The following is a 20,082-nucleotide window of genomic DNA, read 5'->3' as shown; positions in this document are numbered from 1 at the left end:
TTTACAAAACAATGAACTACTTCACATTATTTCCTTTGCAAGGCTATTGGGGTAAATTTGTCGGCTTAGCTATTTCAATTGTATCTCTTTTATTATTGTTAATTTATACTCTTGCTGGACCCACTTTTTTATTAAAAGTCTTTTCACCGGAAAAACAATTGGTTTCTCTATTGTGGCTTTTCTCTATAGGGTTATTTATGCTTAGTTTCAGTAAAGAGAAAATCGATGACGAACGCGTACAGCTCGTTCGTTATACTGCCTTGCGCGGAATGGTCCTGATGTGTTTTATTGGTTTATTCTCATCTTTTTCTCCCTTAATGATAGATGATCTGGGAATGTCCTTAATGGCTAAAGGCTCCACGCTGGCGCTTGTTCTAATGGTGATAGTGGCTCCTTTACTTACTTACCAGGTAATTTTCAATATTGGTTTGCATCTAAATACTGATTGGGTATATAATGATTTAAGCGCAGAAGATAATCTCAAGAAGAATCCTAAATTTTTTCTTTTTTATATCATCTTTATAACCCTACTGCTTACCGGCATATTAATTCTGAATGTTCTTAAATAAACCCGATGAAGAATACGGTAAAAGTGCAGCGGGCAATTAAGAATATCGGGCAGTCGGAATTAGCGGAAAAACTGGGCGTGTCGCGGCAGACCATTCACGCCATAGAAACCGGAAAATTTGTACCCTCCACCTTGCTGGCGCTTAAACTTGCCCGGGTTTTTGAAATGCCCGTCGAACAAATCTTCGAACTGGAAGAAGGCGATTGATCCTGAGCGAGAATTCTAACCCCTAATATAGGGGTATATCCGGAAAAGGTTGTCCCTGCAAAATGGTAGGTAAAACGGCCTGAAAAGTAAAAATTGCGGCAGCTTCCGGTCAATGGCTTGTTAGTCTGAGTGTTGTTAGGTAAACATTAAATAACTATATTTAAACCCAAAAAAATGAATGCTTTATGATAAAGAGATCTACCCTTCTGGCCGGCCTGCTTTTTTCCTGTTTTGGCGCTTTCAGCCAATCGGATGTGAACGGGAATGCGGCTTCCTTCTATAAAAACGCCGAAAAAGTAGTACTGGATCCGCAAACCCAGGCGCTGCAGTTCCTTCGCTTTAAACCCGGCGCTTACCTGCAGCCTGCCGCTTTCCCGGAATGGTTGCGCACCAACCTGAAAACTACGGACTCGGAGTGGCGGGAATTCAGTACGTTTGAAGACCAGGCCGGTTTCCGGCTTGTACGTTACCAGCAATACCACCACAATGTACCGGTTACCGGAATGGTTTTTATTGCCCATGTTAAGAACGGGGAAGTTGTTTCCTGCAACGGCGAGTATAAGCAAATGCCGGCCACGCCGTTGCGCACAACCTTATCGGCGCAGGATGCTTACCGCGAAGCCCTTCGGATTATCGGCGCTAAAACGTACATGTGGCAAAACCCGGCCGAAGAGCAACTGCTGAAGAATATCACTAATAATTCTGCTGCTACTTACTACCCGAAGGCAGAACTGGTGTATGCTCCCGTTAGCGGCAATTTCGAAACCGACGACTTTGTGCCGGCCTATAAGCTGGATATTTATGCCACCGAGCCCCTGGAGCGTTCAATCGTTTACCTGAGCGCAGCCACCGGCAAACTGCTTTTCAAGGAAAACCGCCTGCACGATGCGCACCACGTAGGCACGGTTACAACCCGCTACAGCGGCACGCAAACCATTTTTACCAAAAAAAGCAACGGGCTTTACCGCCTGGACCAGGATAGCCTGGGCGTCCGGATCCGGACCTTAAACATGAATCGCCAAATGGGGTATGCGGCTGCAACCGAATTTACCGACGCCGATAATATCTGGGCCAACCGGAACACTCTGAACGACGATGTAGCCGGGGATGTGCACTGGGGCGCTGAAATGACCTTTAAGTACTACAAAACGCTCCACAACCGGAACAGCTTCGACAATGCCGGCCGGGTAATGCTTTCTTACGTGCACTTTGCCCAAGGCTTTAACAATGCTTTCTGGGATGGTACCCGCATGACCTACGGCGATGGCGATGGCGCTTTCATGAATCCGCTCACTTCCCTGGATGTGGTAGGGCACGAATTTACCCACGGCGTTACCGAGTATTCAGCGGATCTGATGTACTTCAATGAATCCGGCGCACTGAACGAATCTTTCAGCGATATCTTTGGCGTCGCCATCGATTTTAATAGCCGGGGCTCCAATGCCAATTACCTGATCGGTGAAGACATAGTAGTAGGCAGCGGGGCTTTGCGCAATATGCAGAACCCGAACCAGTTCTCCGATCCGGATACTTATATGGGGAAACACTGGAAACCGCTGAACGGGCCCGATAATGGCGGCGTACACTCCAATAGCGGGGTGCAAAACTTCTGGTTTTACTTGCTGGTGAACGGGGGGCAGGGAATAAACGATAAAGGCGATAGTTATAATGTTCCCGGTATTGGAATGGCTAAGGCCGAAAAAATTGCCTACAGCACGTTAATGATCTTAACGCCTACCTCTAATTATGCCGATGCTGCTACCATGAGCCTGGTTAAAGCAGAGCTGCTTTATGGCGTATGTTCTCCTGAGGCGAAGGCCGTTTCGGAAGCCTGGTATGCGGTGGGAGTGGGCACACCGTACAATCTGAAAGCAGCCTTTACCGCAGAAAACGATTATTACTGTTCAGTACCCGCTTCCGTTACGTTCTCCAATTTAAGCTTTAACGCCAATACGTACATCTGGGACTTTGGCGACGGCCAGACCAGTACGCAGGCAAACCCTACCCACGTTTATAATTCCCCCGGAATCTACCCGGTTAAACTTATTGCCGTGGCAAATGCACCGGTTTGCGGCGCTACTTCAGACACGCTGGAGCGGACCGGTTACATAACGGTGGTGAACGGCGTATCGGCGCTTGCAGCCTGTCAGCCGACGGCTACTGCTAATCCGCAATCCGGAGCGGGTATCACCAAGGTTGTTTTCAATACTTTTACTAAAACAAGCGCCGATGCCCTGGAAGGATACAAAGATTTTGCCTGCAATAAAAAGACCCAGCTTATTGCCGGCAACGTGTATGATCTGACTCTTGGTACCGGAACCACGCCGCAGCGGGCAAGGGCCTGGATTGATTACAACAACGACGGAGCGTTCGATCCGGTAAACGAGGTTGTCGCTGTTTTTACCCCTTTCGTAGTAGAAGCCATTATGCCCGTGCGTACCTCGCCAACGGCCGTTCTGAATACCCCTTTACGAATGCGCATAGCTACCGACCAGGTTGCTAATTCCTCGCCATCCCCATGCGGCCCTTTACAGACCGGGCAGTTCGAGGATTATAGCGTAGAGTTTGTTGCCCAGACGGCAGCGCCGGAAGCGGATTTCCGGGCAAGCAGGAACTATATATTGCCAACCAACAAGGTTAATTTTACCGATATCAGTAATTTCCAGCCTACCAGCTGGGAATGGAGTTTCCCCGGAGGGAACCCTAGCACCAGTACCGACCAGAACCCTGCTAATATTGCTTACCCAGGCAACGGTATTTATAGTGTGCGGCTTATTGTCCGCAATGCGCTTGGAACCGATACGCTTACCCGGGCCTCGTATATACATGTTGGCAATGTAACCGGAACGGCCGAAAACCTGGCAGAATTAAACCAGCTTACCGTTTATCCAAACCCGGCTACCGATAAGATAACCATTCAGTACGGTTTTACCGGCAAAAAGTCGCTTACCGTGATGCTTGTAAATACATTGGGCCAGAAGGTTATGCAGAAACAGGTAACCGCCGCCAGCCAGCTGGCCACCGAACTGGATGTGCGTAATATGGCTGCGGGGGTGTATTTCTTACAAATCTCCGATGGCGAAGCCCTAGTAACTAAAAAATTGATCCTGCAGAAATAGTAGCATTTCTGCTCAAAAAGTAAAGCCTGCTTCCTGAAACGGGGCAGGCTTTTTTGTACCCGGGTTTTCAGGATGAAATCCCCGAATATTGAGTGTTTAAATAACATTGATTGTTAAAAATGAAAAAAACGAAAGAGCAATCTGTTTAATAGAAAAAAAGCTATATTCACCATGATTTAATAAAATTATACTTGGGAATTATATAGTTTTATCGGATTTGTTTCTTGCCGGCAGGGGACCATTACTTAATATTGCCTTTACTTTTAATAACTATATAATTCATGAAAAAACTTTACTTATCATTCATGGCTATGGTCAGTTTTCTGGCTTTAATTGCCATCGTGCCAGCCCATGCGCAAACGTTCATCATGGGCTCAAGCCCAGTTACAACCTGTAGCGGCACTTTCCTCGATCCGGGAGGTACCGGAGATTATCCCCTGGATCAGCAATATCTGCAAACCTTTACCCCGTCTACTACTGGTTCCAAGTTGAGGGTAACCTTTACTTCCTTTACCCTGGAAACCGGCTACGATCTGTTAGCTATTTATGACGGCCCAACCACAACTTCACCGCTGATAAATATATTTACCGGCACGGTAAGTCCCGGAACCATTACGGCTACCAACGCTACCGGGCAGCTTACTTTCTTGTTTCTAAGCGATGAACTGGTGTCGGCGCCAGGCTGGTCGGCAACCTTCTCCTGCGTGGCTACTCCGCCTGCCGGCACTTTCTCTATGACAACTGCGGGGCTTAATACCTGTAATGCTACCTGGTACGATCAGGCCGGCTCCAGTGCAGACCTGATCTATGGAAACAATGCTGACGTTGTACAGACCATTACACCGGCAACGGCGGGGCAGAAGGTGCGTGTTTCCTTTAGTTCGTTTAGCCTGGAGAACGGTGGGGACTTCCTTTACGCGTACGATGGACCAAGCACCAGTTCACCGTTAATTGGTACTTATACAGGCACTAGTATTCCGGCAGCCATTACCGCAGCCAACGCTTCCGGCGTTTTAACCTTCCGTTTTACCAGTAATGCTTCCGTTGGTGCACCAGGTTGGGTTGCCAATATCGGTTGTGTAACCGGAACCACGGCCACGGTAATGAGTGCTAGCCCGGTTACCACCTGCAGCGGCACCTATCTCGATCCGGGGGGAATTGGCAACTATTCCGATAATTTAAACTTGACCCAAACGCTATCCCCTTCTACTTCGGGTTCCAAACTGCAGCTGAATTTCACTTCTTTCGATCTTGAAACCGGGTATGATTATCTGGCCATTTATGACGGGCCTAATACCAGTTCACCTTTAATTAACTTTTATACCGGAACGGTTAGTCCGGGTACGGTTACTGCCACCAATGCTACCGGGCAACTCACGCTTGTACTCATAACCGACGGTTCAGGTACTGCTCCGGGCTGGTCGGCAAACGTGGCTTGTGTAACTTCTGCTCCGGCCGGAATGTTTTGTATGACCAATGCTCCAATAAGTACCTGTAATGCTACCTGGTACGATCCGGCGGGTTCCAGCACTAGTTTCAATTATGGCGACAACTTAGACCTAACCCAAACGATTACGCCGGCAACAGCAGGTCAGAAAGTGCGCGTTACCTTCAGTTCTTTTAACCTCGAAAGTGGCTTCGATTTCCTTTATGTTTACGACGGCCCGAATACCAGCTCTCCTTTGATCGGTACCTACACCGGCACCACTATGCCTGCTGCCGTAACTGCCACGAATGCTTCCGGCGTGTTAACCTTCCGCTTTACCAGCGATGCCTCTACCGGCGCACAAGGCTGGGTTGCCAATATTAGCTGCGTAACCGGAACCACAGCCACGGTAATGAGCGCTACGCCGGTTACTACCTGCAGCGGCACGTTCCTCGATCCGGGTAGTACCGGAAATTATTTGAACAATCAGGCTATAACCCAAACGTTCACCCCATCAACTCCGGGTTCTAAGCTGCAGTTTAATTTTACTTCCTTCGAACTTGAAAATGGTGTCGACTTCCTGGCTGTTTATGATGGCCCAAATACATCCTCTCCATTTATTAATTTTTATACTGGCACTGTAAGCCCAGGCACCATTACGGCAACCAATTCAACGGGCCAGCTTACCTTCGAATTTTACAGCAGCGCCTCTGGCACAGCGCCGGGTTGGTCGGCTAATATTGCCTGCGTTACTTCGGTTCCGGCCGGTATGTTTTCTATGACCAACGCTCCAATAACTACCTGTAATGCCAGCTGGTACGATCCGGCAGGTTCCAGCAGCAGTTTCAACTATGGGTATAACCTGAATTTTACCCAGACTATTACTCCTTTAACTACAGGACAGAAAGCCCGGGTTACTTTCAGTGCTTTTAACCTGGAGAATGGGGGAGACTTCCTCTACGCTTACGATGGTCCGAACATTAGTTCACCTTTGATCGGTACCTATACCGGTACTACCATTCCGGCGGCCATAACTGCCACGAATGCTTCCGGAGTACTAACGTTCCGTTTTACAAGTAATGCTTCGGTGAGTGCACCAGGCTGGGCAGCAACTATTTCCTGCGTAGCACCAGCCTTACCTACTATTATTTCTTTTACCCCAAATAGCGGTTCGGCCGGAACCAGCGTTACCTTAACGGGTACTAATTTCACCGGCGCCACTTCGGTAACGGTAGGCGGTATTCCGGTAACGTTTACGGTTGTAAACGGCACTACCATTGTATTAACCATCCCGATAGGCGCCGTAACCGGGCCAATTGTGGTTACCACTCCGGCAGGCACTGCCACAAGCAACAGCAATTTTACCGTTACCAACCCGTGTGTAACGCCTACTGCCAGTATCTCAACTTCCTGCACCAGTGCTGCCAGCCAAACCATCAGCATTGCGCTTACCGGCCAGCAACCCTGGACCGTGAATTATACGGTTAACGGCGCGCCACAGACTGCAAACAATATTACTTCTTCGCCTTTTGTATTGACCGTAACGCCAGCTTCTGCCACTACCTACGTGCTAACAGAGGTGAGTTCCGGTACCTGCACCGGAACGGCCTCTGGTTCTGTAACAGTTGCGCCTAAAGTAACTGCGGTTGCCACCGGGGCAGCTGGTTGTCCGAATTCGGCAATCACCTTAACAGCCAGCGGCGCACCTGCAGGCGGAGCGTACCAGTGGTATTCTACGGCTTCGGGGGCAACGGCCATTGCCGGCGCTACTACTGCTTCTTTTACCACGCCGGCGCTTACGGCTACTACTACTTACTATGTGGCGGTGGTAAACGAATATGGTTGCGAAGGCCCAAGAACAGCTGCAATCGCTACGATTAACCCTATTCCAACGGTAGTAGCAGGCAGCAACCAGACAGTTTGTGCCAATGCTGCTCCGGTAACGTTAACCGGTTACAGCCCGGCGGGCGGTACCTGGTCTGGCTCCGGTGTTAGCGCTGGCGGTATCTTTACGCCGTCGGCCGGTCTGGTAGGCACGGTAACGCTTACTTACACGGTTACCCAGAATGGCTGTACCGGAACCGCAACCAAAACCATTACCGTTTCTGCTGCTCCTGCCGCTTCTGCCGGTACCGATCAATCGCTTTGTGCCAACGATGCAGCCCTGCAGTTAACCGGTTTCACGCCGGGTGGCGGAACCTGGGCCGGAGTAGGGGTTAACCCACAGGGTTTATTCGATCCATCGGTTTCCGGTACCGGTATTTTCCCGTTAACCTATACGGTTACGGTGAATGGTTGCACCAGCACTTCCTCGCTTAACATGACGGTTAAACCTGCTCCGGCAACGCCAACCGTAATTCCGGTACCAACCGATTCGCTCCGGTCTTCTGTTGCCGGCGCCAGCTACGAATGGAGAAGGAACACTTTCTTACTACCGGCAACTACCCGCACCATTAAAGCTACCGGTTCCGGTACCTATACCGTGAAAGTTACGGATGCCACGGGCTGCCCATCGGCGGTTTCAGCTGACTTCCAGTTCACTGTTTCCGGCATGGGTGAAATGGCAAATGCTGCAGCAAACCTGACCTTGTTCCCTAACCCGACTTCCGGATTGGTGAATTTGAAGATCAATGCCGCTGCTTCAAAAATCAGCCTGCAGGTACTCAATACCCTCGGCCAGGAAGTCCTGAGCCGGCAGTTACAAACCAATGGCAAGGAAACGGAGTTATCGCTGGATCTTTCTTCGGTTGCCAAAGGCGTATACCTGATCCGGGTAAATGCCGGCGAACAGGTGTATATCCGCAAGTTAATTGTAGAATAAGTTGGCGATAGGCAATTAGCCCAACGCTTCGCTTAAATGAAAAACAGCTCCTGAAAGGGAGCTGTTTTTTTATCAGCGGATTATAAACCCTGCATGAAACAATCTGTAAACTGCTCTGCATTAGCCCTGATTTGCTCTTAGAGAAATTGTCCGGCCTGCGCTTCATTCCCCGTCCTGTTCCCCTGACAGGTAGGAACCCTTCCGCTGTCCTGTCAAGGGACCCAGGTATATACATATCATCTTTTTACTATATAAAAGGCAATTTTAATCTTCTACCCCGGCCTGTCCCCCGACAGGCCGGAAGCAATGCAGCAATGAGTATTGTGCAGAAGCTTCCATAAAGTGGTTAATAAAGGTAAAATGTCTGGTGGGTGAGTTACCTGAATAGTGCGGCGATAGTCCGGCCTGTCGGGGGACAGTCCGGGGAGGGGAGGCAACCGGGGAGGAGGAATATTGATAACAGTAAGCACTACTAAAAAAATGAAAAAGCCCTCCGGAACTTTCCAAAGGGATTTTTAGCACTTCTAACTATAATAGGGAAAAATCAGATCCAGGTAAAACGGCGTTGCGTATGCGTAGAAACGTATTTTACAAGGTCGCCCACAGTAGACACCTGCACTTCGTCCGGAATGGTTATTCGGAAATTTCGTTCTACTTCCAGTATAATATCCACTACGTCCAGGTTATCGAAGCCGAGGTCATGGTTAAAGTTGGAATGCACCCGTAGCCGCGAAGGCTGCATGGATTTGGTTTTGCTGATAATTTTGATCACTTCGTGGGTGATTACCTTGGACTTCTTATGGGCAAACATGGCTCATCTACACTATTACTTCTTGCTCTTTTACCGGCGCGCCGTGTAGTTTCTGAACGCTGTTTACCGGCTTATTATTGCCGAAAATTTTATTTTTTAACTTTTCATTCAGCAAATACATAACCGGCACCACTAACAACGTAAGGAAGGTGGCAAAAGCAAGGCCAAAAATAATGGTCCAGGCAAGTGGGCCCCAGAATACGGCGCTGTTACCACCCACGAACATGTGCGGGTCTAATTCTGAGAACAGGGTAAAGAAGTTGATGTTCAGGCCGATAGCCAGCGGAATAAGACCTAAGATTGCTGCCGTAGCCGTAAGAATTACCGGGTTCAGACGGGTTTTACCGCCCATTACGATGGCTTCCTTCAATTCCATGCCCCGGCTGCGGAGCACATCGGTAAATTCAACCAGCAGGATACCGTTTTTCACTACAATACCCGCCAAAGCAATAATCCCTACGCCCGTCATTACCACCGAAATGTTCATCCCGAAAATAGAGAAACCTAAAAGCACCCCGATAATACTGAACAGAATTTCTGAAAGAATAATAAGTGGTTTGGAAACCGAGTTGAACTGGGTAACCAGAATTAAGAAGATCAAACCCAGGGAAGTTAACAGGGCTACCCCCAGGAAATCGCCGGTTTCTTTCTGGTCTTCCTGTTCGCCGCCCATTTTAATTTCGAAGCCTTCCGGCGTATCGAAATTCTTCAGGCTTTTGGTGATGTTGGCTACCACTTCGTTGGCGTTGTGGCCTTCCAGTACGTTCGAGCCGATGGTTATCACGCGCTTCAGGTTTTTCCGCTGAATGCCGCCATACGTCGTGTTGTACTCGATCTTCGCTACCGAAGAAATCGGTACCTGGCGCAACTGGCCGGTATTCATGTCGCGGAACGTAATACGCATATCCATCAGAGCGTCGATGTTTTTGCGGTATTTTTCCGCGTAGCGTACCTGGATCGGGTATTCGTCTTCGTCGCGCTTGAATTTGCTGGCTTCGGTACCGTAAATGGCCGTCCGGATCTCCGAACCGATCTGCGCGGTGCTCAAGCCTTCGCGGTTCGCGCGTACGCGGTCGATGGAAACGGTCAGTTCGGGGTTGCTGTCTTCTAAATTTGAACGCAAATCTTCAATCCCGGCAATCTGTAACGAATCGACGTAGCGCTCCACTTTTTTCGATAATTTGATCAGGCCCTGGTAATCTTCGCCGGAAACTTCGATGGAGATCGGTTTACCTACCGGCGGACCGTTCTGTTCCTGTTCCACCACAATTTCAGCGCCCGGAATGCCTTTTACCGCATCGCGGATCTGGTTCAGGTACACGCTGGTTTTCGGGCCGGTGCGGTACTGATATTCCTTAAACGCCACGCTCACTTTGCCTTTTTGCGATTCGGCCTGGAACGAAGGCGAATTCGGATCGCCGGCAGCAATAGCCACGTTCGAAATAATGGATTCCACGTCCGGGTTATCGGCGCCAACTACTTTGGTAACGCGGTGCTCCACAATTTTTGTAATGGAATCGGTCGTAGTCTGGTCGGTGCCAACCGGCAGCACAATATAAGTGTAAATAAAGCTCGGGTCGCCTTTCGGGAAGAAATCTACCTTCGGCGAACGCACAATGGTAACCGCTATGGAAAGGAATAATAAAACTACCATGCCCACCATTACAAAAATTGGACGGTAACCTACCAGCATCCAGCGCAATACGCGCTCGTAACCGTTCATAAAAGCCGGAAGCACTTTCGTCTGGAAGCCGTTTATCCACTTCGTGAACACGTATTTATTCAGGGCAATGAACAGCATTACGAACACCATAAAGTTGGCTAATCCAATCCAGCCGGCCAGGTAGCAGATCCCGGCAAACACCGCTAACGCGATCATGGCATAAACGAACGTTTTGTGCGCTTTCGGGGAATTTTCTTCGCCTTCTTTCCCCATAAAGCTTACCGCAAAAACCGGGTTCATTAAAAAGGCCACGATCAGCGACGACATCAGGGTTAAAATAAGCGTGATCGGCAAATAATACATGAACTTCCCGATAATGCCCGGCCAGAAAAGCAGCGGCACAAACGGCGCTACGGTGGTAAGTGTACCCGCCAGTACCGGCACAAATACCTCGCCGGCCGCGAGTTTCGCCGATTTTATAATGGGCAGGTGCATCTGGTGGTGAATGCGGTGCGTGTTCTCGATTACCACAATGGCATCGTCCACCACAATACCCAGGGCCAGAAGGAAGGCGAACAGCACGATCATGTTCATGCTGAAGCCCATGGTTGGCATAATTAAGAAAGCCAGGAACATGGATAACGGTACCGAAAGCGCCACAAAAAGTGCGTTGGTCGTGCCCATGAAGAACATTAGAATAAGCGTTACCAGTACGAAACCGATGATAATGGTACCGATCAGGTCGTTCAGCGTATGGCGGGTTTCGTTACTCTGGTCGCCGGTAATGGTCACTTTCAGGTCTTTCGGGAACTGGGTTCCTTCCATTTCCTTTACGATCCCGTTGATCTTGTCCGATGCTTCGATCAGGTTTTCGCCGGAACGTTTTACCACGCTCAGGGTAATTACCGGTTTGTTATCGAGGCGGGCAAAGCTTTCGCGTTCTTTAAACCCATCTACCACTTCGGCAATTTCGCGCAAAGGAATGTTGCCGCCGGTAGCCGATTTTATTACAATGTTGCCGATCTCGTTCGGATCGGTGTACTGGCCCACCACGCGCACGGCCCGTTTCATTTCGCCTACCGGAATGGTACCGCCCGAAATGGTCATGTTTTCCATGGAAATGGCCTGGATCACGTCGCGGAAGGCAATTTTGGCGGCCTGCATTTTGTACATGTCCACGTTTACCTGCACTTCCTGATCCAGGGCACCGATAATGTCAACGCGGGTAATTTCCGGCAGGGCTTCAATTTTATCCTGCAGGTCTTCGGCGTATTTTTTCAAACGTTCGGCGCTGTAATTTCCCGAAAGGTTCACCGACATGATCGGGAATTCGGCGAAGTTGATCTCGCGTACATCCGGCGCGTTGGGCATATCAGTTGGCAGGTCGGGTTTGGCTTTGTCTACCGCGTCTTTTACTTTCTGCTTCGCATCGGCCACCTCCACATCGGTATTGAATTCCACCGTGATCAAAGAGAAATCCTGGTTCGAAGACGAGGTCACTTTCTTTACCCCGCTCTGCGATTTGATCTCTTTCTCGATAGGCCGCGTTACCAGGTTTTCCATATCCGAAGGTGACGTGCCGGGGTAAACCGAAGCCACCATGATGGTAGGAATTACAATGTCGGGGAAGTTCTCTTTCTGGAGCTTGTTGTAGGCAAAAATACCGGCCAGGGAAATAATAACCGTCATGATGTACACGGAGGTCTTATTATCGATGGCCCAGCTGGTAAGCCAGAACTCTTTTCCTTTATCTTTTTCTTGCATGATTCTAAATAATTAGAAATTAAAAATTAGAAATTAGAAATGTAAGCGGGATAATGAATGCTGATGGTTTTCAAGGTGAAGGCTTCCTATGCAGCGCCATTACCCATAATTATGAATTAGAAATCCCTTTAGAGAAAAGAATAATTTCTAATTCATAATTTCTAATTTCTAATTAAAACTCACCGGCTGGCCTTCGTTCAGGTTCTGGTAGCCGGAGCTTATTACTTTATCGTTCTCGTTAATGCCGCTCAGGATCTCGACCTTGTCTTTGTAGCTCTGGCCGGTAGTTACGGCGCGGCGTTTGGCAATCTGCTTGTCGCCCTGCTGTTCCACCACGTACACGTAGCGCGAAGTTTCGTCTTTCTGGATCAGGTTAACCGGCAAAACGGTAGCATTTTCCTGGGAATAGTCGTTGATGCGCACCACCGCGATCATGTTCGGGTTCAGGTTTACATCTTTGGCGTTTTGCAGGCTTAATTCAATGGTGAAGGCGCGGCTGCTGGAGTTGATGGCGGTACCCACCACGGTTACTTTAGCGGGAACTTCCTTGTTCATGTCCGGGAAGAAAACCACGGCCTCGTCGCCTTTGCGCACTTTGGCGGCATACGCTTCCGAAACTTCAGCCACCACTTTGGTGCCCGTTGGGTTTACTACCCGGATAATGCCCACGCCCGGTGCAACGGCTTCGCCACTTTTCGGCAGTACTTCGTCTACCACGCCGCTGATCGGCGCTTTAATGTTGTACTGGTCGCGTTGTTCCTGCAGAGTTTTGAGTTTGGTTTCTAAAGACTCCTTGTTGTTTTTAGCCGTTAAGAACTGAATTTCGGTACCGATCTTCTGGTCCCAGAGATTTTTCTGCTTGCCGTATACCGTTCTGGCCAGCTCCACGCTCGATTTTAATTCGGAAATGCTCAGATCTAAAACGGAAGCATCGATGGTAGCCAAAATCTGGCCTTTAGAAACGCGGTCGCCGCGGTCTACGCGCACGCTCGTGAGCACGCCCGGTACTTTGGCGCTTACCATAATGTTCTGCTCAAAATCTACCTTGCCCTGCACTTCCAGGTAATGTTTGAAATTCTCAGGCTTCACGGTGAGCACGTTAACCGGTACCGGTTTTTCGGTGGTAGCGCTGCCTTTGCCGGAAGCTTTCAGTTCGCTTTCGAGCGAGGTAATTTTGCTTTCAATTTCAGCTTGTTGTTTTTTCAGTTGTTCCAGTTGCTCCGCTTTGTCGCCGCCGCCATTGTTGCAGGCCGCAAAGCTTACCAGAACAGCCAGGGAAAGTATTTGAATCTGTTTTTTCATTGTATATAAGTTGTGCGATTTTTTTAATTCGATTGTTCGATTGTTCGATATTCGATTGTTCGATTCTCGGATATTCAGTATCTTCTTACTCCTGAAAAAAAGTCGAACAATCGAATATCGAACAATCGAATAATCTACTTCAACGTGCCGGTTGCTTTGTCCAGGTCTACTTTGGAAATTAAGGCATCGTACAGGGCCGCGTAATAATTGGTCTGCGCGGCACGAAGGTCGGTTTCAGCGGTGATTACTTCCAGGTTGGAGCCAACGCCTTCCTGGTATTTAATTTTGGAAACACGGGCAATGTCTTCGGCCAGCACCAGGTTGCGTTTCTGCGATTCCAGCACTTTCAGGTTGTTGCTCAGGTTGGTGGAATATTGGGTAAGCTCCAGGTCAATGCCCTGCTCCATTAGCTTCAGGCCAGCGTTGGTATTTTCCAGCGTTAGTTTGGCCTGCTGCAGCTGGTAGCTTTTCCGTAAGCCATCGAAAACCGGAATATTTATGCCTAAGCCAACATAGCCGAAGTTGAGCCAGTTGCCCGATTTGGTTATGGCATCGAAGTTATTGTTGGCCGTGTTCCAGCCGTAGCGGGCATTTAAGGCCAGTTGCGGATAATAACCAGCGCGTTTCGCTTTAATGTCGAGTAAGGCCAGGTCGCGTTGCGTTTCCAGAATAGAATATTCAATGCGATTGGAATAATTAAAGCCTTCGGTATTGGTTTTGGCCATATCTACTTCCACATTGCTAAGCTGTTCTGTTAGAAGGATCGGCTCAGTTTGTTTCAGGCCCATCTGGAACTTCAGCAGGTCTTCGCTGAGTACCACCAGCCGGTCGGTCCGCTGCTGGTCTACCTGAAGATTATTGAAGGCTACCTGCAAACGATCCACGTCCAGCTTTTCGGCAAAGCCGTTTTTGTACATTTCGGTTGTTTGCTTCAGCAAGGTGTCCAGACGGTTCAGGTTTTGTTCCAGTAGCTTCATGCGTTCGCGGCTTACCAGTACACCATAATAAGCCTTGCTTACCTGCTCCGTAATTTCGATCTCGGTTTGGGTAAGCGCTTTTTTGGATAGCTGGGTAAAGGTGCTGGCGGCTTTCAGGCCAACTAAATACGTGCCGTCGAAAACCAGCTGGGAAGCCGAAATAGCAGCCTGACCGGTATAATTCGGGGTAAACTGTACCGGCACATATTCCCCGGCTTTTCCGCCGAAGAACTCGGCCGGGAAAAAGTTGCGCATGGGCTCGAAGTTATTGCCGACTTCGGCGCCCACGTTGATCTGCGGCAGGCCGATAGAGCGGATCTCGCCTACTTTGGCTTTGGCAATTTTGGTGTCGTTGTGGGCAATTTTCATGCGCTGCTGGTTTTGCAACGCATACTCGATGGCCTGTTGCAGGCTGAACGCCTGCGGCGCGTTCTGAGCCTGACTGACGGAAGCGCCAAACCCATGCAGCAGCACCAGCAGGAAGATGGTAAATTTTGTTTTCATAAATTTTATTTATTCTTCTTCGGTAACGTGTTTGTATTTATTTATCAGTTTGTGACCTTTTAAAGTAGCAATGCCCAGCATAAAGTGCTCTAAACAAGCCTGCTGCACGCGTTGCGGATCGAAAGAATCGGGCGGGAAAACATCGAAGCTGAAAGCCAGGTCTATCTGGTAAAGGCGGAGGCGGCTCAGCACCGGCAGATCCAGATCGGGGCGGTAAAGCCCTTCTTCAATGCCCCGGTTAATATTTTGCACGATCATGCCCAGGATGTAGCCATTTTTGTGCTCCTGAAACAATTGCCATGAATTCGGGTGAAACTTCTGCAGATCGTAGAAAATAGACGGGTGAATGTTGGTAAGCATTTCCCGGATCATGGTCATGGTTTTGAAAAGTTCATCGATCGCGTTTGCCCCGCGGCTGGCACAAAGCTCGCAATCTGCCTGCATCTGCTGCAGGTGGGTATCCAGCGCGGCAAAAACGATCGCATCTTTGTTCTCATACCATTTGTAGATCGTTTTTTTAGAGATAGCCATCTCCTGGGCAATGTCGTCCATAGACACGCTCCGGATGCCCCGTTTCCGGAACATTTCGAAAGCTACCGCCAATATTTTATCCTTTAATTCCATCCAGATTTTTCTTTCCGGCGACAAAACTATGGAAACGTTTTTGGTTCCCAAAGTTTCCGAGAGTAAATTTTTAGCCTTCAGAAAACTTCTTTTTTAAAGCCTGTTTTCTACTAAAAAATACAATTATTCTGATTTGAGCTGGGTTAAGTACCTTTTTTAGGTTTGTTAATTTTCCCGCTAAAACTGGCTTATTAAGCCAGAATCGGATAATTTGAAAGGGTTGTCTGGTTTAAATGCTGAAAAGGTGATCTGAAAAAGGGTAGGGTAGAAGGTAAAAAAACAGGCTTGACAGAATTATGCTTCTTACTCCCATTATGCTCATCTAGAAGCTTATGCTCATTCAGACTTTCAATCTGCTCATTTATGCTCAATTTATGCTCAATTTATTGCTCATTCGGATTTACAATCCGAATGCACAGAGCTGCGGATTTGTAATCCGCATGAGCAGCAGGAAGGCTTGCTCTAAGGAAGGCGGATTATAAATCCGCAACTCAGTAATTCCGGATTATAAATCCGGAACAGCATTTTTGCAACCTTGCAGCGGCATTTTAGGCTTTACAAGCTGGAACAGCGTTCCGGGCAGTCAGCTTCTACCTGCTGGCTAATGGCTAATTCATTTCCAGATTTTCAAATACTTAGCAGTTGTTGGTGTTTTCACCATAGCCGTAAATATTACGTCTTTCACAGCATTGCGAGATATATGCAACGGCTGGTACCCGCCTTGTAGCTGGCTCTGGCATCAATCACAATTGTTTGTACCCCCGAATGGAGTCGTAATATATTACGTCTCTACAGGCTAAAATCATAAATCATCTTAGCCTGACGGCTATGGTGTTTTCCCCAATAACTAAAACTTATGTGGTTTATTTTTCTGAAGAAAACACCAGAATTTACTCCTTTGCCCGTTACTTAACAGCTTCACTTTAAATTTTCAGATTTTCGAATTTTCAAATATTTATCTTTGCAGTATATGAAGGAGAAAATTGAACAGGTAGCGGAAGAGATCCGCACCTTCCCGATAGAAAATAACGAGCAGCTCGAAGCTTTCAGGATCGCGTTCATGGGCCGCAAAGGCCGCTTAGCCGATCTGTTCGACAATCTGAAAACGGTACCGAACGAAGAGAAAAAAGCCACCGGGCAGCAATTGAACGGCCTGAAGCAGCTGGCGCAGCAGCGTTTCGATGAAATGCAGGAAAAACTGGCGGGTTCCCAAGCCTCCGGCGAAAAACTGAACCTGGATTTTACTTTACCGCCGGTGCCAAATACGTTGGGCACGCGCCATCCGCTGTCCCTGGTGCGCGAAGAAGTGCTCCGGATCTTTGGTCGCATTGGTTTCAACGTTTCCGAAGGACCGGAAATCGAGGACGACTGGCACAACTTTACGGCCCTGAACTTCCCTGAAAACCATCCGGCCCGCGAAATGCAGGATACTTTCTTTGTGCAGCGTAACCCGGATTATCTGCTTCGGACGCATACCTCAACGGTGCAGGTGCGCATCATGGAAAACAACCAGCCGCCTATCCGTACCATTATGCCCGGCCGCGTTTTCCGCAACGAAGCTATTTCGGCGCGGGCGCACTGCATGTTCCACCAGTTCGAAGGCATTTTTATTGACGAGAACGTAAGCTTTGCCGACCTGAAACAAACGGTTTATCACTTTGCCCAGGAAATGTTCGGCAAGGATACCAGGATCCGTTTCCGGCCGTCGTTCTTCCCGTTCACCGAGCCAAGCGCCGAGATCGATATTACCTGCTTAATCTGCAAAGGCGAAGGCTGCAATATCTGCAAACACTCCGGCTGGGTAGAGATCGGCGGTTGCGGAATGATCGATCCGGCGGTACTGGAAAGTTCTAAGATTGATCCGGAGAAATATTCAGGCTTTGCTTTTGGTATGGGCATCGAACGCATTACTATGTTGAAGTACCAAATCAAAGACCTCCGCCTGTTCACTGAGAACGACGTGCGTTTCCTGCGGCAGTTCGAAAGCGCGGTTTAGGTTTTTAGCTGAAAAGGATACTGTTTTAAATGAAAAGCAGCTTGCCAGGAGGGAAGCTGCTTTTTTGTTTTTAATGGTTTTTGAATTCTAAGGGAGCGTCGGGTAATTCTTTTAGATCTAATTCTAATTTTGTCTCACCACCATCTGCAATAACGCCTACTGTAAAGGCTCCAAAGGTTGTTAGGTCTAAGGCAGCTTTACCATCTATTACATTTGCGGGATATACTGGTTCCCGGAATGAATCATGAAGATAGAACTTGGCAACCCCTGATAATGGATTATTTTCATTTATCGATTCTAACTTTAAATGGACATTGAATAAATTCTCTAATGTTGGAGAGTGAGTCACTTGTGCAGTTAATTTTCGGTCTTTTGTTTCAGATCTACCATCAAATCTACCTTTATTAGGGTCTTTTTCATTTTTTACAAGGTCAAGTTTTGCCGTTCCAAAGCTTTCATTAAGAAGAGCAAGCCTTTTCTTTTTAGTCTCATTTATTACATTTGAAGTGGTTGATTTGCCTACACCGAAGGTTGCGGTAGACTGGGCTTTTTTAGCATCATATTTAGCTTTTTTAGCAATAGTCTCTGCTGTTTCTGCCTTTTCATTTGCTGTTTTTGTTTTTTTCTCTAGAGAAGCTAATTTCCTGTTCACTTCATCTAAAAAAGAGTTGTCTGCTTTTGCTAATAAGTGATGATAATAAAGTCTGGTCCAAAGGTATCCTACCATAAAGCCATAAATCAAAAAACAGACAATCGTGACAGAAAGCAATGATGCACCAGTTTTTGGGGATCCTTCATTCAAATCACCTAAAATACTTCTGGATATTTTGTCTATCGTATCTCCTAACTTATATAATTGAGTAAGGCCAACACCAATCAGAATTTTAGTTAGCCAATCTGAAATCTGTTCCAAGTTTGTGTTAAAACTGTATCGTTCATCAACATTCCTGTGGCCATTTCTTCCAAAATTGTTAACGATTGTTATTTCATTCTGATCAACCTGATTAGTTCTAGGAATTCCAAACAGGAAACCAATTAATCCTCCAACAATAGTGGCACAGAAGGCTACTATTATGGTAGCGCTTGCGAACTCTTTAGTTTCATTAATAACCCCAAAAGCAACAATGCTCAAAATAACAATTCCAGCTAACCCCGTTAATACGAAAAGAGCCTTCTCCCTGCCTTGAAATTTACTTCCTTTATTATTTTTCCCAATTTGGCCATCCTGATTTTTAACAGTTACAAGAGGATCTTTTATTTTAATTTCTATGGTTTTATCATGATTATTCATAGGGATAAGGGTTAAAATAATAGGAAAGGATGCTGTGGTCAATGAAATATCGCATTGGATCGGCGAGGGTTTGATATAAAAAATCAAAGGCGTGAGATTAAGCTTTCTTTCGATGAAAGGTGTTGTTTTGTTATGAAATTTGGTAAGAATGGCCTATCATCGGGTGAAGCTTTGTTTTAGAAGGGTTATGCGCTGAATATCTGTGTCTTATTCTTTGATTGATAATTTGGTTGAGAAAACAGCTTTCAAAAAGAGCCGGCGCCAAGAAAAACAAACGTTAAGCGTAGAGTTAGCAAAGCGCTCTACGCATTTCCGTACAGCCAATCTCCCGATTGGCGTAAACCACAATTAAACAACTTATTCAGCAATGCAAATAACGCCAAGGCCTTACAGCATGAGTAATCCGGAAGGGATGTATTTTGTATCCTTTTCGGTCGTATTCTGGATCGATGTTTTTATCCGGCGGCGTTACAAAGATATTTTTGTGGAAAGCCTGAAGTTTTGCATTACTCATAAAGGCTTGCGGGTGCATGCCTGGTGCCTGATGAGCAGCCATGTACACCTGATCATTTCTGCCAGCCAGCCTGAAAAGTCAAATCTTTCGGATATTCTCCGGGATCTCAAAAAGTTTACCGCTTCGCAAATAATCCGGGAAATTGAAACTAGGGATGAAAGCCGGAAGGAATGGCTGCTGGATAAATTTAAGTACGCCGCCAGCAGAAACAGCCGCAATAATACGTACCAGTTCTGGCAGCAGAGCAACCATGCCGAAGAGCTTTTAAGCAATAAATTTATCGACCAGAAACTGCATTATATTCACCAGAATCCGGTTGTTGAAGGCTGGGTGGAAGAACAGCATTACCTCTACAGCAGCGCCCGTGATTATAGTGGTTTGCCTGGGTTGGTGCCGGTAAAGTTTATAAGTTGAAGTTTGGTTTTTATGCCAATCCTTATTCGCCAATCGGGAGATTGGCTGACCGGGAATGCGTAGAGCGCTTCGCTAACTCTA

General features: G+C 47.6%; 12 protein-coding genes. 6 read left to right on the top strand and 6 right to left on the bottom strand.

What is annotated here, in order from left to right:
- Positions 1–11: 11 nt before the first annotated feature.
- From F0P94_RS19110 to F0P94_RS19095, 4 genes are all read left to right on the top strand, one after another.
- Positions 12–569 (top strand): hypothetical protein, encoded by a 558-nt coding sequence (locus tag F0P94_RS19110; protein ID WP_150906091.1) that lies wholly within the window; start codon positions 12–14, stop codon positions 567–569.
- 5 nt (positions 570–574) lie between these two features.
- Positions 575–775, top strand: coding sequence for a helix-turn-helix transcriptional regulator (locus tag F0P94_RS19105; protein ID WP_150906089.1), 201 nt, complete (start codon positions 575–577; stop codon positions 773–775).
- Between the two features lie 185 nt (positions 776–960).
- Positions 961–3,894 carry a M4 family metallopeptidase gene (locus tag F0P94_RS19100; RefSeq protein WP_150906087.1) on the top strand — a complete coding sequence of 978 codons (2,934 nt, stop codon included), beginning with the start codon at positions 961–963 and terminating at the stop codon, positions 3,892–3,894.
- A gap of 281 nt (positions 3,895–4,175) precedes the next feature.
- A complete protein-coding gene (locus F0P94_RS19095; protein ID WP_150906085.1) occupies positions 4,176–8,141 on the top strand; it encodes a CUB domain-containing protein in 3,966 nt (1,321 codons plus the stop codon).
- A gap of 544 nt (positions 8,142–8,685) precedes the next feature.
- On the opposite strand, the gene F0P94_RS19090 is transcribed toward F0P94_RS19095, so the two are convergent.
- From F0P94_RS19090 to F0P94_RS19070, 5 genes are all read right to left on the bottom strand, one after another.
- On the bottom strand, positions 8,686–8,952 hold the full coding sequence (locus F0P94_RS19090) for an acyl carrier protein (protein WP_150906083.1): 267 nt from the start codon (positions 8,950–8,952) through the stop codon (positions 8,686–8,688).
- 7 nt (positions 8,953–8,959) lie between these two features.
- Entirely contained in the window at positions 8,960–12,379 is a 3,420-nt protein-coding gene (locus F0P94_RS19085) for an efflux RND transporter permease subunit (protein WP_150906080.1), read from the bottom strand.
- Between the two features lie 168 nt (positions 12,380–12,547).
- Entirely contained in the window at positions 12,548–13,681 is a 1,134-nt protein-coding gene (locus F0P94_RS19080) for an efflux RND transporter periplasmic adaptor subunit (RefSeq protein ID WP_150906078.1), read from the bottom strand.
- Positions 13,682–13,815: 134 nt separating this feature from the next.
- A complete protein-coding gene (locus F0P94_RS19075; RefSeq protein ID WP_150906076.1) occupies positions 13,816–15,162 on the bottom strand; it encodes a TolC family protein in 1,347 nt (448 codons plus the stop codon).
- 9 nt (positions 15,163–15,171) lie between these two features.
- Positions 15,172–15,837 carry a TetR/AcrR family transcriptional regulator gene (locus tag F0P94_RS19070; protein WP_225307295.1) on the bottom strand — a complete coding sequence of 222 codons (666 nt, stop codon included), beginning with the start codon at positions 15,835–15,837 and terminating at the stop codon, positions 15,172–15,174.
- A gap of 919 nt (positions 15,838–16,756) precedes the next feature.
- On the opposite strand from F0P94_RS19070, the gene pheS reads away from it, so the two are divergent.
- Complete coding sequence (gene pheS, locus F0P94_RS19065; protein WP_150906074.1) at positions 16,757–17,782, top strand: phenylalanine--tRNA ligase subunit alpha; 1,026 nt, start codon at positions 16,757–16,759, stop codon at positions 17,780–17,782.
- Between the two features lie 70 nt (positions 17,783–17,852).
- Here pheS and F0P94_RS19060 read toward each other — a convergent pair whose 3' ends face one another.
- A complete protein-coding gene (locus F0P94_RS19060) occupies positions 17,853–19,073 on the bottom strand; it encodes a pYEATS domain-containing protein (protein WP_150906072.1) in 1,221 nt (406 codons plus the stop codon).
- A 367-nt stretch (positions 19,074–19,440) separates the two neighbouring features.
- Between F0P94_RS19060 and F0P94_RS19055 the strand changes: the two genes are divergently transcribed.
- Complete coding sequence (locus F0P94_RS19055) at positions 19,441–20,001, top strand: REP-associated tyrosine transposase (RefSeq protein ID WP_225307294.1); 561 nt, start codon at positions 19,441–19,443, stop codon at positions 19,999–20,001.
- Positions 20,002–20,082: the final 81 nt, after the last annotated feature.

Origin of the sequence: Adhaeribacter soli (assembly GCF_008727925.1) — a bacterium.
Lineage (GTDB): Bacteria > Bacteroidota > Bacteroidia > Cytophagales > Hymenobacteraceae > Adhaeribacter_A > Adhaeribacter_A soli.
The sequence above is the reverse complement of the archived record's forward strand: the minus strand, read 5'-3'. Positions and strand labels throughout refer to the sequence as shown.